Annotated in this window: 14 protein-coding genes; 7 read left to right on the top strand and 7 right to left on the bottom strand. The window is 68.8% G+C overall.

The genetic code is table 11. The features are described 5' to 3' along the window. The first annotated feature begins 13 nt into the window (after positions 1-13). Together ACF8NF_RS08980 and ACF8NF_RS08975 are read left to right on the top strand one after the other, a co-directional pair. Positions 14-1,228, top strand: coding sequence for an ABC transporter permease (locus tag ACF8NF_RS08980; protein ID WP_017406195.1), 1,215 nt, complete (start codon positions 14-16; stop codon positions 1,226-1,228). Position 1,229: 1 nt separating this feature from the next. Beyond that, positions 1,230-2,363 (top strand): ABC transporter permease, encoded by a 1,134-nt coding sequence (locus ACF8NF_RS08975; RefSeq protein WP_074923494.1) that lies wholly within the window; start codon positions 1,230-1,232, stop codon positions 2,361-2,363. Between the two features lie 12 nt (positions 2,364-2,375). Here ACF8NF_RS08975 and ACF8NF_RS08970 read toward each other — a convergent pair whose 3' ends face one another. From ACF8NF_RS08970 to ACF8NF_RS08955, 4 genes are all read right to left on the bottom strand, one after another. Beyond that, complete coding sequence (locus ACF8NF_RS08970) at positions 2,376-3,581, bottom strand: MFS transporter (protein ID WP_074923495.1); 1,206 nt, start codon at positions 3,579-3,581, stop codon at positions 2,376-2,378. 63 nt (positions 3,582-3,644) lie between these two features. Next, positions 3,645-4,091: a type II toxin-antitoxin system VapC family toxin gene (locus ACF8NF_RS08965; protein ID WP_034367439.1), complete on the bottom strand. Its 447-nt coding sequence runs from the start codon at positions 4,089-4,091 to the stop codon at positions 3,645-3,647. After that, positions 4,088-4,354 (bottom strand): antitoxin, encoded by a 267-nt coding sequence (locus ACF8NF_RS08960; RefSeq protein ID WP_016453264.1) that lies wholly within the window; start codon positions 4,352-4,354, stop codon positions 4,088-4,090. The genes ACF8NF_RS08965 and ACF8NF_RS08960 overlap by 4 nt, the downstream gene beginning before the upstream one ends. 24 nt (positions 4,355-4,378) lie before the next feature. Next, positions 4,379-5,350: a LysR family transcriptional regulator gene (locus ACF8NF_RS08955; protein WP_034367441.1), complete on the bottom strand. Its 972-nt coding sequence runs from the start codon at positions 5,348-5,350 to the stop codon at positions 4,379-4,381. Positions 5,351-5,426: 76 nt separating this feature from the next. Between ACF8NF_RS08955 and ACF8NF_RS08950 the strand changes: the two genes are divergently transcribed. Both ACF8NF_RS08950 and ACF8NF_RS08945 read left to right on the top strand, forming a co-directional pair. After that, positions 5,427-6,311, top strand: a complete 885-nt coding sequence (locus tag ACF8NF_RS08950; protein ID WP_343740411.1) for an amidohydrolase family protein — start codon at positions 5,427-5,429, stop codon at positions 6,309-6,311. A 26-nt stretch (positions 6,312-6,337) separates the two neighbouring features. Beyond that, the gene (locus tag ACF8NF_RS08945) at positions 6,338-7,333 is read left to right on the top strand and encodes a tripartite tricarboxylate transporter substrate binding protein (RefSeq protein WP_392450471.1); all 996 of its coding nucleotides are present in this window, start codon (positions 6,338-6,340) and stop codon (positions 7,331-7,333) included. A gap of 23 nt (positions 7,334-7,356) precedes the next feature. Here ACF8NF_RS08945 and ACF8NF_RS08940 read toward each other — a convergent pair whose 3' ends face one another. Together ACF8NF_RS08940 and ACF8NF_RS08935 are read right to left on the bottom strand one after the other, a co-directional pair. Then, positions 7,357-8,988: a gamma-glutamyltransferase family protein gene (locus tag ACF8NF_RS08940; RefSeq protein WP_288898576.1), complete on the bottom strand. Its 1,632-nt coding sequence runs from the start codon at positions 8,986-8,988 to the stop codon at positions 7,357-7,359. 13 nt (positions 8,989-9,001) lie between these two features. After that, positions 9,002-9,991 carry a tripartite tricarboxylate transporter substrate binding protein gene (locus tag ACF8NF_RS08935; RefSeq protein ID WP_013801719.1) on the bottom strand — a complete coding sequence of 330 codons (990 nt, stop codon included), beginning with the start codon at positions 9,989-9,991 and terminating at the stop codon, positions 9,002-9,004. 132 nt (positions 9,992-10,123) lie between these two features. Here ACF8NF_RS08935 and ACF8NF_RS08930 point away from each other — a divergent pair, with 132 nt between their 5' ends. Then, entirely contained in the window at positions 10,124-11,008 is an 885-nt protein-coding gene (locus ACF8NF_RS08930; protein WP_016448236.1) for a LysR family transcriptional regulator, read from the top strand. Between the two features lie 50 nt (positions 11,009-11,058). On the opposite strand, the gene ACF8NF_RS08925 is transcribed toward ACF8NF_RS08930, so the two are convergent. Beyond that, a complete protein-coding gene (locus ACF8NF_RS08925; protein WP_016448235.1) occupies positions 11,059-11,442 on the bottom strand; it encodes a tautomerase family protein in 384 nt (127 codons plus the stop codon). 115 nt (positions 11,443-11,557) lie between these two features. On the opposite strand from ACF8NF_RS08925, the gene ACF8NF_RS08920 reads away from it, so the two are divergent. Continuing rightward, entirely contained in the window at positions 11,558-12,415 is an 858-nt protein-coding gene (locus ACF8NF_RS08920) for a LysR family transcriptional regulator (protein ID WP_392450470.1), read from the top strand. Between the two features lie 411 nt (positions 12,416-12,826). Then, positions 12,827-13,681, top strand: coding sequence for an RNA ligase family protein (locus ACF8NF_RS08915; protein ID WP_016448233.1), 855 nt, complete (start codon positions 12,827-12,829; stop codon positions 13,679-13,681). Positions 13,682-13,697 lie beyond the last annotated feature (16 nt).

The following is a 13,697-nucleotide window of genomic DNA, read 5'->3' as shown; positions in this document are numbered from 1 at the left end:
GCGGCCGGCGGCAGTGAGCGCGAACCCGCCCACGGCCTTTGCCGCCAGCCTGCGGCGCGAATGGCGTCTGCTGCGCGGACGGCCCTGGGACCTGGCCATGGTCAGCTGGGTGCCGCTGCTGGCGCTGCTGCTCATGGTCTGGATCTTCTCGGCAGGCCTGGTCCAGCGCCTGCCCGTCGCCGTCTGGGACCAGGACCACAGCGCCCTGTCGCGCCAACTGGTGCGCATGCTGGACGCCACGCCGGGCCTGGCCGTGCAGTCGCAGGCGCTCAATGCCTCGGAGGCGCAATGGGCGCTGCAGTCCATGAATGCCTACGCCGTGGTGCAGATCCCGCCCGGCTTTGCGCGCGACATCAAGCGGGGCCAGGGGGCCGACGTGGTGCTCATGCACAACGCCCAGCTGGCCACGCATTCCAGCCTGATCCAGCGCGACCTGCGCCAGGTGGTGGGAACGCTGTCGGCCGGCGTGGAAATGCAGGCCCGTGCCAAGCGCGGCGACCCGGCCCAGGCGCTGCGCGTGCGCATGGAGCCCATACGCACCAACCTGGTGTCGCTGTTCAACATCTCCACCAATTACGAACAGTTCCTGGCGGCGGCGCTGATTCCCGCGCTGCTGCACATCCTGGGCATGACGGCCGGCGCCTGGTCCGTGGGGCGCGAGCTGCGCGACCGCACGCTGGGCCAGTGGATGGCCGAGGCTGCGGGCCCGGCAAAGCCCGGCTGGAGCGCCATTGCGGGCGCCTTGGCAGGCAAGCTGGCGCTGTCCTGGGCCAGCCTGGGCCTGGGCGGTACGCTGGCCATGCTGTGGCTCACGGCCGGACGGGGCTGGCATCCGGGGCAGGGCGCTGCCAGCCTGGCCTGGGTGGCGCTGGCCCTGCTGCTGCTGATCGCCGTGAGCCTGGCGGCGGGGGCGCTGCTGGCGGCGCTCACGCTGTCGCTGCGCACGGCGCTTTCGGGGGCGGGCCTGCTGTCGGCGCCGGCCTTTGCGTTCAGCGGCGTGGGCTTTCCGCTGCTGGCTATGCCGGATTCGGCGCGTGCCTGGGCCCTGTCCATGCCCTATACCCACTATGCGCGGCTGCAGATAGAGCAGTTGCAGATGGGCGCGCCCATCGTGCAGAGCCTGCCCGTGGTGGCCGGGCTATTGCTGGCCGCGCTGGTGTTGCTGCTGCTGGCCACGGCAGGCCTGGCGCGCGGCCTTTCCCGCCCCGACAAATGGGGAGGGCGCTGAGATGGCCAGGGGCTTTGCGCATGACTTCATCAACGCCCTGCGTGCCGTGTTCGGCGACGTGGGCGTGCTCATGCTGCTGGTGGGCGCGCCCGTGCTCTACGGCTTCTTCTATCCCTGGTTCTATGGGCAGGAGGTCGTGCAGCGCGTGCCCGTGGCCGTGGTGCAGCACGACGGCAGCGGCCTGGCACGCCAGATGCTGCGCTTTGCCCAGGCCAGCCCGCGCATCGAGGTGACCCTGGTCACGGGCGACGAGGCCCAGGCGCAGCAGGCCCTGCTGGATGGCCGCGTCATGGGCTACGCGCTGCTGCCGCGCGACCTCAAGCGCCGCGTGGTGCGCAGCGAAGAGGCCGTGGTCCCCGTCTATGCCAACGGTGCCTACCCGCTGGCCGCCAAGCAGGTGCAGTACGGCTTTGCCGAGGCCTTTGGCACGGTCTCGGCAGGCGTGGAGCTGCGGCGCCTGACGGCCGGCGGACAGAGCGCACTGCAGGCCCAGGTCAGCCGCTCGCCCGTCAACCTGCAGATGCAGGCCCTGTTCAATCCGACGGAAGGCTACGGCAGCTTCGTCGTCGCCGCCGTGGCCATCATCATCCTGCAGCAGACACTGCTCATGGGCGGCGCGCTGCTGGTGGGAACCTGGCGCGAGCAGGGATTGGACAGGGCGCCGGCACGCACCTGGCTGGCGCGGCTGCTGGCGCTGTGCACGCTGGGCTGGCTCTCGGGCCTGTACTACTTCGGCTGGATCTTCGTCTGGCACGACTATCCGCGCGGCGGCAATCCCTGGGGCGCGCTGGCGCTGCTGGCCGTCTTCGTCCCGGCCGTGGCGGGGGCGGCGGCGCTGCTGGGCTGGTGGCTGGCCAACCGCGAGCGTGCCATGCAGGTGGTGCTGTTCACCTCCATCCCGCTGGCCTTCGTCGGCGGCTTCAGCTGGCCGGCCGAAGCCCTGCCGCAACTGCTGCAGGCGCTGCGCTGGCTGTCGCCCAGCACGGCCGCCATCCAGGCCTCGCTGCGACTGAACCAGGCCGGCGCGCCGCTGGAGGCGGCGCTATGGCATCTGTCCGTGCTGCTGGCCCTGGCGCTGCTGGGCTGGGTGGCCGTGCTCTGGCTGGGCAGCCGCCGTGCGGACCCTGGCGATTGACCGGTCGGGGCTTCAGGCCGGCGCGCCCGCGCCGCGACCCCGTCCCTGCATGGCCAGCATCAGCAGCACCACGCCCACGATGGGCAGCAGCCAGGTGTTGATGCCGTCCCAGCCGGCCGTGTGCAGCAGCTGGCCCGAGCCGAACGAGGCCACGGCCACGGTGCCGAAGACCAGGAAATCGTTGAGCGCCTGCACCTTGGCGCGCTCTGCGGGCCGGTAGCACTCGGTGACCATGGCGGTGGCGCCGATGAAGCCGAAGTTCCAGCCCACGCCCAGCAGCACCAGGGAGCCCCAGAAGTGCAGCAGCTCCAGCCCCATCAGCGCCATCAGGGCCGAGGCGGCGATCATCACCAGCCCCAGCGCCGTGATGCGGCGCTTGCCGAAGCGCGCGATCAGCCGGCCCGTGACGAAGCTGGGCGCGAACATGGCCAGCACATGCCACTGGATGCCCAGCGCCGCCTCGCCCACCGTGTGGCCGCAGCCCACCATGGCCATGGGCGCGGCCGTCATCAGAAAGGCCATGAGGCCGTAGCTGACCACGCCGGCCGAAGCCGCCACGATGAACTGCGGCGTGCGCGCAATCTCGGCCAGCGGCCGGGCCTCGCCCGCCACGGCGCGGGCCTGGGGCGGCGGCAGCTTCAGGCCCAGCAGCAGCGGCAGGGCCAGCAGGGCGAGCACGGCCTGGCTGTAGAAGCTGCCGGCGAACGGCGTCATGGGCAGGGCGTCGCGCGTCCAGATCACCACCTGCGGGCCGATGATGGCCGCGATCAGCCCGCCGATCATCACGCGCGAGATGGCGCGCGCCTGCTCGGCGGGGGCGGTCATGGCGTCGGTGGCCGCGAAGCGGTAGCTCTGCACGCAGGCCGCGTAAAAGCCCGCCAGCGCCGTGCCGATGCAGAAGGTCACGAAATCGGAGTGCGCAATGCCCTGGGCCGCGATCACGCCCGAGACCACGCCCAGGATGGCGCCCAGCACATAGGCCGTGCGCCGCCCCATGCGCTGCATCAGCCAGGCCGCAGGCAGCGTGGACAGCGCCAGGCCCAGCTGGTAGATGCTGACCGGCAGCGTGGTGGCCGTGGGATTGGTGGACAGCTGCTGGCCGACCAGGCCGCCCAGCGAAATGATGATGGGCGGCGACGCGCCCCCCAGCGATTGCGCGGCCACGAGCAGGCCGAGGTTGCGGCGCTGCAGCGCTGGAGTGTGTTGTTCTGGTGTCATGGCTTGTGCGGCGGAAAGACCGCATCTTCACCGAAAATCATGAGGGCTGGGTTAAGCGCCGATTCAGCCAGCCGGGCCGGTGGTCCAGTCCGCGATGGCCAGTCCGGGTTCGGGAATGCGGCTGAACACCCGGTCTCTTGTGACCAGCACCGAGCGCTCGCCCGCCTGCGCGGCCTGCTGCTGCAGGAGCAGGGCGTGCGCGGCAATCATCATGTCCATGGAGGCCAGCGTGATGCCGGCCGCCTCGCAAGCGGCGCGCAGGTGGCCGTAGGCATCGGCCACCTGGGCCGTCCAGGGCAGCACCTCGACGCGGGCCAGGAACCCTGTCACCCGCAGCGACAGCCCGGCAGGGTGGCCGCGCTTGGCGACCCCGTACATCAGTTCGGCCTGCGTGACCGCCGACACTGCGATCTGGTGCATGGGTACGCGAACCAGCTGTTCGCGCACGGCAGGGATATCGCCTTTGATGATGTGGCTGGCGATGTTGGTGTCCAGCAGGTAGCGTGTCATCGCGCACTGCCTTCGTCGGCAAACGGATCGCGGCCTGACTCTGGCTGCGCTCGGTCAGCGGTGTCCATGAAATCGGCCGGCACGTCGGTGGTGGCGTCGAGCGCAAAGAACTCTTGCCATGAGTCGGGACGGCGCGACAGGATCACGTCGCCCGTGACGGGGTCGCGACGTATGTAGACCTCTTTTTCCTCGAACCGGAATTCATAGGGAAGGCGCACGGCCTGGCTGCGACCGGTGGTGAAAAGCTTGGCAGTCTGCGTCACGGTGATTCCTCCTGCTGGTATGTATCAAAGTATATATCCGCACTGTGACTTGCTGTACGCCTCCTGGAAGATCTGGTGGATCAGCTCCCTGAACCATTTGTGCCCCGCGTCATGGTCGTTGCGCGGATGCCAGACGGCGTCGATGGACAGGGCCAGCTCGGGCAGGGGCATGGGGCGCGCCACGCAGTTGGAGCCGGACAGCACGCTGTGCATCCAGTGCGCGGGCATGGCGGCCACCAGGTCGGTGGATTCGATGACGGGCACCATGCCCAGCCAGGTGGGCACCTGGAACATCACGCGCCGCGCCAGCCCGCGCTCGGCCAGGAGCTCGTCCACGATGCTGCTGCCCACGCCCGTGACCTTCAGGTGGCCCTGCTCCAGGTATTTTTCCAGCGTGAGCGGGGAGGCGGCGGCCGGATGGTCCTTGCGCATCAGCACCATCCACTGGTCGTCTAGCAGGCGGCGTGACGCCGACAGCACCGAGCGACCGCGCGAGACGGACAGCCGTATCTCCACGCCTTCGTACTCGACACGGTCCGAGGGCTGGCGGCCGTCGAAGGACTGCACCGACAGGCTGATGCCCGGCGCCACGGCGCGCAGATGGATGCACAGCTGCGGCAGCAGCAGCACGCCCACGTAGTCGGACAGGCGCAGGTGGAAATTGCGCCGCGCCGTGGCCGGATCGAAGCCCTTGCTGACCTCGATGGCGCTTTCGATCTCGCTGAAGGCCTTGCGGAAGCTGCGCGCCAGGCGCACGGCCTCGGGCGTGGGCGACATGCCTTCGGCCGTGCGCAGCAGCAGCGGGTCGTTGAACTGGGTGCGCAGCCGGCGCAGCGCATGGCTGACGGCCGAGGAGGTGATGCCCAGCCGCGCGGCGGCCTTGCCCACGCTGCGTTCTTCCACCAGGGCCTCGAAGATCACCAGCAGGTTGAGGTCGATGCTGCGCAGGTTGACCGGAGCCCGAGGCGCGCCGTCTGCATGTTGAATGCTGTTCATTTTGATGATGACAAAGATGAGCTTGACTGAATTTTACGTGCGTCACGACAATGCACCAGCTTTGAAATGAATGCCCATGAATTCACCCAGTTTCAACCGCTGTGCCGTTGATTGCGACGCAGTCGAAAATCCAGCGGAACAATATCTGTTTCCGGAAAATTCCTGCGATACCCATTTCCATGTATTTGGTCGTTCCGATGATTTTCCGTTGATTGCGGAAAGCGCCTATACACCGGCCGTTGCGTCCATGGACGATTATTGGAAAGCCTTTCGCCCATTGGGCGTGGGCCGCTGCGTTCTGGTCCAGCCCAGCGTGTATGGCCGCGATCACGGCCTGCTCAAGCAGACGCTGCGCCATGCCGAGGCGGGCCGTATGCGGGGCGTGGCCGTGATCTACGAGGACACGCCGGATACAGAGATCGAAGCGCTGCACGCCCTGGGCGTGCGGGGCGCTCGGTGCAATGCGCTGTTTTCGGGCGGGGTCTCGGTCTCCAGCCTGCGGACCGTGGCCGACCGCATCCGGGGCCTGGGCTGGCATGTGCAATTGCTGGTGAACGTGGATGAAGACCCTGGCCTGGCGCAGCGCGTGGCCGACATGGGCGTGGCCGTGGTGGTGGATCACTTCGGCCACCCGTCGCGCCAGCTGGGCGCCGGCGGGCCGGGCAGCTGCAACCTGCAGGCGCTGATGAAGGAAGGGCGGGCCTGGGTGAAGTTCTCGGGCGCCTACCGGATATCGGCAACGGCATCGGCCGTGGACCCGGCCGTGACTCCCATTGCACATGCCCTGGTGCAGGCCAATCCGCACCGGATCGTATGGGGGTCAGACTGGCCGCATCCCGGAATAAAGGCCCGTTCGAATTCTGCTGGCGAATTGGCGCAGGCATTGATGGATTGGGTTCCAGAGGAATACAGGCACACGGTATTGGTCGATAACCCCGCGCGCCTGTATTGGGGTCATTGATTTTCAAATAGCAGGAGACAGAGAAAATGAATCGAATCACATCGGGCCGCAGAGGCTTTATCCGCACGGCGGTATCTTTCGCGGCGCTGGCTGCGGCATCGGCTGCATCGGCAGTGCAGGCGCGCGCATTTCCGGCCAAGCCGCTCACGCTGGTCGTGCCCTTTGCTCCGGGCGGCAACGTGGACATCGTGGCCCGCACGCTGGGCATTCCGCTGGCCCGGCATGCGGGGCAGTCCGTGATCGTGGACAACCGTGCGGGCGGCGGTGGTGCCGTGGGCTCGGGCTGGGTGGCGCGCGCCGAGCCGGACGGGCATACGCTGCTGGTGGCCACGCCGGGCCAGTTGGGCACCTTGCCCGAGATGATCAAGCTGCCCTACCGCGCCGACAGCTTTGCGCCCATTGCCGTGGTCAGCCGCACGCCCGTGGTCGTGGTGGTGCGCGCCAACGACGCGCGCTTCAAGACCGCTGCCGATTTCATCAAGGCGATGAAGGCCAAGGATGGCAGCGTGACCGTGGGCCATGCCGGCCCGGGCTCGCCCAATCACCTGGCTGTGCTGCAGCTGGAAGATGCGGTGAAGGTGCGCGTCAATCCCGTGCCCTACAAGGGATCGGGGCCGGCCCTGGTCGATCTGATCGGCGGGCAGATCGATGCCGTGGTGGACCAGATCACCAGCTCCACGCCGCATATCAAGAGCGGCGCCCTGCGCGCGCTGCTCGTGCTGGGGCCGCGCGCCGGGGGCGGGCTGGCCGATGTGCCCGACCTGGCCCAGCTGGGCCTGCCGGTGTTCGATGCCACCACCTTCGTGGGCGTGTTCGCGCCCAAGGGTGCGCCCACGGCCAGCGTGGACAGCCTGTATGGCTGGATCTCCCAGTCTGTGGCCGACCCGGAGTTCAGCCGCCTGATCCGCGAGCTGGGCAGCGAGCCCTTCCCGGCCAGCGCGGCCGTGCTGCAGCGCCTGGTCAGCGAAGAAGCCGCGCTGGCGGCGCGGCTGACCCGGCAGGGGCGTCTGCGCGCGGAGTAGCCACAGGCGGGTTGGAGCACGCTTCAGAACCCGGCCGCCAGCCCGTCGCGGCGCGGGTCGCTGGCGATCTGGTAGCCCTCCACGGCGGGATCGCCCATGCGCCAGATGAACTGGCCGGCGCCGAAGTCCTGGTAGGGGTCGTGGATGACCTCCACCTGGTGGCCCAGCGCCTGCAGGCCGGCGATGGTGGACGGGTCCATGCCGCCTTCCACGTTGATGGACAGGCCTTCGTTGACGCGCCAGCGCGGCGCATCGCAGGCCGCCTGGGGCGACTGGCGGTAGTCCAGCATACGCACCACAGTCTGCATGTGGCCCTGGGGCTGCATGTTGCCGCCCATGACGCCGAAGCTCATCACGGGCTGGCCGTCGCGGGTCAGGAAGGCCGGAATGATGGTGTGGAAGGGGCGCTTGCCCGGGCCCACCAGGTTGGCGCGGTTGGGGTGCTGGGGGTCGGTGCCGAAGCCGTGGCCGCGGTTTTGCAGGCTGATGCCGAAGCTCGGCTCCACCACGCCCGAGCCAAAGCCCGAGAAGTTGCTCTGGATGAAGCTGACCATCATGCCGTTCTCGTCGGCTGCCGTCAGGTAGATGGTGCCGCCGCGCACGGGGTTGCCGGCCTTGAAGTCCTGCGCACGGCGCGGATCGATGAGCCTGGCGCGCGAGGCCAGGTAGGCGTCGTCGAGCATCTGTGCGGGCGTCACCTCCATGTCCGCATCGGCCACGTAGCGGTAGATGTCGGCAAAGGCCAGCTTCATGGCCTCGATCTGCAGATGCTGGGAGGCCACGCCATCCACGGGCAGGCTGGCCAGGTCGAAGTTGGACAGAATGCCCAGCGCAATCTGCGCGGCAATGCCTTGCCCGCCCGGCGGTATCTCGTGCAGCGTGTGGCCGCGGTAGTCCTTGGCCAGCGGCTGCACCCATTGCACCTCGTGCGCGGCCATGTCGGCCATGCCCAGGCAGCCGCCGTGCTGCTGCACGAACGAGGTCACGGCCCGGGCAATCTCGCCTTCATAGAAGGCCTTGCCGCGCGTGGCACCAATGGCGCGCAGGGCGCGCGCTGCAGCGGGAAAGCAAAACAGCTCGCCCACCTCAGGCGCGCGGCCCCGGGGCAGGAAGCTTTCCCTGAACCCCGGCTGCGATTGCAGCTCGGGCGCGCCTGCGGCCCATTTCTGCTGGACCACGGGCGGCACCAGGTAGCCGCGCTCGGCGATCTCGGCGGCCGGCTCCATCAGCGCGTCAAAGGGCAGCTTGCCGAAGCGCTCGTGCAGGGCCACCCAGGCGCTGACGGCGCCCGGCACGGTGATGGAGTCCACGCCCCGGCGCGGCGGCTTGTCCTGGCGGCCGTAGCGCTGGTGGAAGTACTCGGGCGCCCAGCCCTGCGGTGCGCGGCCGCTGGCGTTGAGTCCGTGCAGCTCCTTGCCATCCCAGAGGATGCAGAAGGCGTCCGAGCCCAGGCCGTTGCTCACCGGCTCGACGATGGTCATGGCCGCCGCCGCCGCAATGGCCGCGTCCACCGCGTTGCCGCCTGCCCACAGCATGCGCAGGCCGGCCTGCGCCGCCAGCGGGTGGGAGGTGGACACGGCATTGCGCGCGAACACGGGCACCCGCCTGGAGTCGTAGGGGTTGCCGGGAGTGAAGGGAGAGGAAGAGGCGTGCATGAAAGAACCTGCCTCAGTCGGCGGTGATGCCCATGGTCTTCACGTCGCGGCTCCAGCGCGTCAGCTCGCGGTCGATCTGCTGCTTGAAGGACTTGGGGTCGCTGGTCTCGGGGTCCAGGCCCTGGGCCTCGAACTGGGCCTGCACTTCGGGGCGCTCCATGATCTTGCGCACTTCCTGGGCCAGCCGCTCGACGATGGCCGGGTCCGTGCCGCCCGTGGTGAACAGGCCGTACCAGGACGTGAAGGCATAGCCGGGCAGGCCGGCCTCGGCGACGGTGGGCACGTTGGGCAGGTTCTTGACGCGCTGCTTCGTGGTCACGGCCAGGATGCGGGTCTGGCCGGTCTTGGCCGAGGTGATGGCGGGCGGAATGCCCGAGAAAATGGCCTGCACCTGGCCGCCCGACACATCGGTGATGGCCGGGCCGTTGCCGCGGTAGGGCACGTGCACCAGGTTCACGCCGGCCTGCTGCGCGAACAGCGCGCCGGCCAGGTGCAGGGTGGAGCCGTTGCCCGACGATGCGTAGTTGATGCTGCCCGGCGCCTTGCGCGCGGCCTCGATCATTTCCTGCACCGTCTTGTAGGGCAGGGCGGCGTTCACCAGCAGCGCGTTGCCGGACTCGGCCACCAGGGTGATGGGCTCCAGGTCCTTGCGCGGGTCGAACGACAGCTTCTTGGCCAGCACGGGCGCCACGGTGTTGCTACCGATGGAGCCCAGCAGCAGCGTGTAGCCGTTCTTGGGCGCCTTGGCCACCACTTCGCTGGCGATCAGGCCGCCCGCGCCGCCGCGGTTCTCCACCACCACGCTCTGGCCCAGGCGCTGCTGCAGCTCCTTGGCCAGGATGCGGGCCACGATGTCGTTGGCGCCGCCGGCGGCAAAGCCCACCATGATCTTCAGCGGCTGCGAGGGCCAGGCATCGGCGGCGGGCGCGGCCCAGCCGGGCGTGGCGCAGGTCAACAGGGCGGCGCAGCAGACGAGCAGGCGGCGGGACACGGGTGCAGGCATGGAGATCTCCAGAAATCCGGGAAGTGGGAGGGTGTGATCAGGACGATCGGCTATCGGTTGCCAGCGATTTTGATGATAGAAACTGTTTGGTGAAAGCTGGAATTTCTTACGAATCTTGAAAGTAAATATTTTATGCCAAGCCTGCGCATTCTTCGCACTTTCCTCGCCGTGGCGGCCGAGGGCTCCTTCACTGCGGCAGGCCAGCGCGTGGCGCTGACCCAGGTGGCCGTGGGGCTGCAGATGCGCACGCTGGAAAACGACCTCAAGCGCAAGCTGTTCGCGCGCCAGGGCAAGCTGGTCACGCTCAACGAGCAGGGCAGGGCGCTGGTGCCCATTGCCACCCAGCTGGTGGCGCTGTACGAGCAGGCCAAGCACGGCACGCGGGCCGACGCACCGCTGGCCGGCACCGTGCAGTTCGGCTCCATCGTCTCGGCGCTGAGCCAGCTGGTGCGCGCCACGCTGGAGCTCAAGCGCCACCATCCGGCGGTGGACCTGCATGTGGTCTCGGGCAAGTCCAACCGGCTGATCGCCCAGGTGGAGAACCATGAGCTGGATGCGGCCGTGGTGGTCTACAACCCGGCCATCAAGCGCCCCTCGCTGGTGTGGACGCCGCTGTACGCCGAGCCCATGGTGCTGCTGGCGCCGCGCGCCGCCCGGCCCGCGGCGCCTGCCGACATGGTGGAGCGCTATCCCTTCATCCGCTTCGACCGCACCGAGCACACGGGCGAGCTGGTGGAGCGCACGCTGCGCCGCCTGCGCGCCAAGCCCCAGGAGTTCCTGGAGCTCAACTCCATCGAGACCATCGTGGAGCTGGTGCGCGATGGCATGGGCGTGGCCATGCTGCCCAACCTGGCGCGGCATGGCTGGGAGGGCGACCCGCGCCTGCGCGTGCTGCCCCTTGCCCAGACCGCCGAGAGCCGCCAGATCGCCCTGGTGCAGCTGCGCACGGCGGCGCGCGCCGAGATCATCACCGCCGTGGGCCAGCAATTCGTGGCGGCGCTGGCTGTGCCGGACTGAGTGTGCCGGACTGAGCGCGCCGCTGTGGGTGTTGCGCCGATCCGCGTGTCTTAAGTTGCGTATTGCGCGAGCCCGTGGCCCATGGACCAGTTCTCCTTGTCCACCTCGACCAGGTTGACGAACACGTCCTCGGGCCGCAGGCCGGGGCTTTCGACCAGCAGCTCGGCGATGCGGCTAAACAGCGCCATCTTCTGCTCCAGGCTGCGGGTGTTGCTGACCGTGAGCTGCACCAGCACCAGATCGTCGCTGCGCGCCACGCCCAGGTAGGAGGCGCTGTAGCGGAAGTTGTCGCCGTCATGCTCGGTGATGGTCATGAACTGGTCGTCCTCCGGCACGTTGAAGGTCTCGCGCATGGCGCGGTAGAGGCTGTCGCAGATGGCCTGGCGGTAGGCGGGCGACTTGCCGGCGCGCATGTTGATCCGGGTCATGGGCATGGTGTGGCTCCTTTGCGTTGAGTTGCGTTGCTTTGCGTTGTGGGAGCCTCGAAGGTAGGCCGCGCCAGCTATTTTGAAAAGCCATGATTGCTGATATCAGTAATAATGAATTGCAATGATTCAACGACCTCTCGACCTGGATGCCGTGCAGAGCTTCCTGCACATCGCGGAGCTGGGCAGCTTCACGCGCGCGGCCGAAGCCATGCAGACCACGCAGGCCGCCGTCAGCCTCAAGCTCAAGCGGCTGGAGCAGAGGCTGGGCTGCCGGCTGGTCGAGCGCACGCCGCGCCACGTGCAGCTGTCGGCGCTGGGTGCCGACTTCCTGCCCCATGCGCGCGAACTGCTGCAGGCCCATGAGCGCGCACTGGCGCTGGCCGTCAGCACACGCCAGCGGCTGACCATCGGCATCAGCGACCACGTGGCCGGGCCTGAGCTGCCGGCCCTGATCGCCCGCATGAATGCGCAGGACCCGCAGCTGCTGATCGACATCCGCATTGCATCGTCCGGCCCGCTGCTGCAGGGGTTCGACCGGCGCGAGTACGACACGGTGATCGTTCGCACGCATGCCGGGCGTGACGACGGCGAGCTGCTGGCCGAGGAGCCCTTCGGCTGGTTTGCCGCGCCCGGCTGGCAGCACCGCGCGGGCGAGCCCCTGCCGCTGGCCACGCTGGCCGAGCCCTGCGGCGTGCGCGCCATGGCCGGGCAACTGCTGGATACGGCGCGCATGCCGTGGACCGAGGTGTTCGTGGGCGGCGGCGTAGCCGCTGTCTCGGCCGCCGTCATGGCGGGGCTGGGCGTGGCTGCGCTGGCGCCGCGCATGCTGGCCCTGGGCGCCGTGGACGTGGGCCCGCGCCTGGGCCTGCCCACGCTGCCGCGCCTGCCCGTGCTGCTGCACACCCGCGTGCGCGAAGGCCGGCCGCGCGCGGCGCTGGATGCGCTGGGCGCCGCCTTCAAGTCCGCCGTGCGTGGCTAGCAGCCAACAATCGGCCCGGCATGGCGCGCAGCCGCTTGTGCCTGCGGGGCAACGGGCGATAGACTCGCACCCCTCCCATCCACCCTCACCCTTTCGAGGTGCACCATGCCCCGCCGCACAGCTTCCTGCTGAACGACTTCGTCACACGCTGATCCTGGCCTTGCCCCGGATGTCTTTTGCGTGTGCGCTGCGGTGCGTGGCCTTTTGAAGGCTTGCGGCTGACCGTCCGGTTTGCGGACGGCCCCGACAGTCCTGCCATCTTCCCCTTCGACAGCCTGCCGGCCCGGCCACCACGGGCCAGGCCGCGCTGTCGCTGCATCCCCTGCATTGCGGCGCCTGGCGTCGTCGTCGGCTTTTCCCGCTCCACGGCATGTCGCCGTGGGGTGTTGCATCGCTTTTGGAAAGCACGACATGACCCCATCCATTTCTCCAGGCCCTCGTTTTCTTTCGAGCATCGAGATCCTCAAGTACCCCCGTACGCCGCACCTGCGCGGCTCGCGCCTGCAGGCCGGTGACCAGGACGACGCCGTGCCCTATGAGCGGCTGGCCGGCCGGCACATCGTCGTCGAGGAAAAGCTCGACGGCGCCAACGCCGCGCTGAGCTTTGCCGGCGACGGCCAGCTGCTGCTGCAGTCGCGCGGCCACTACCTGGACAGCGAGCGGCCCGGCGGGCGCGAGCGCCAGTTCAACCTCTTCAAGCAATGGGCCCAGGCCCACGAGGGCGCGCTGCTGTCCCTGCTGGACGACCGCTACCAGGTGTTCGGAGAGTGGATGTATGCCAAGCACTCGCTGTTCTACGACGCGCTGCCGCACTGGTTCTGCGAGTTCGACATCTGGGACCGCTCGGCGCAGTGCTTCCTGGACACGCCGCGCCGCCATGCTCTGCTGGCCGGCGTGCCCGTGGTCTCGGTGCCCGTGCTCTACCGCGGGGTGGCGCCCCGGCGCATGCAGGACCTGCTGGCGCTGCTGGCCCCCTCGCTGGGCCGCAGCGCGCGCTGGCGCCAGGCCTTCGAGCAGGTGGTGGCCCGCCAGAAGCTGGACCTGCCGCTGTGCTGGCGGCAGACCGACGGCTCCGAGCTGGCCGAAGGCCTCTACCTCAAGGTGGAGGAGGACGGCCAGACCGTGGCGCGCTACAAGTTCGTGCGGCCGGACTTCGTGCAGGTCATCCTCGACTCGGGCTCGCACCACAGCGAGCGGCCCATCGTCCCCAACGGGCTGCGCGAAGGCGCAGACATCTTTGCGGCCGACATTTCAAAAAGCTGGTGAGGCCTGCAGCGCAGAC

Origin of the sequence: Delftia sp. WSY_22 (assembly GCF_043104185.1) — a bacterium.
In the GTDB taxonomy this organism is placed as follows: Bacteria; Pseudomonadota; Gammaproteobacteria; order Burkholderiales; family Burkholderiaceae_C; genus Comamonas; species Comamonas tsuruhatensis.
Note: the sequence above shows the minus strand (reverse complement) of the source record. Positions and strands in the feature narration are given on the sequence as shown.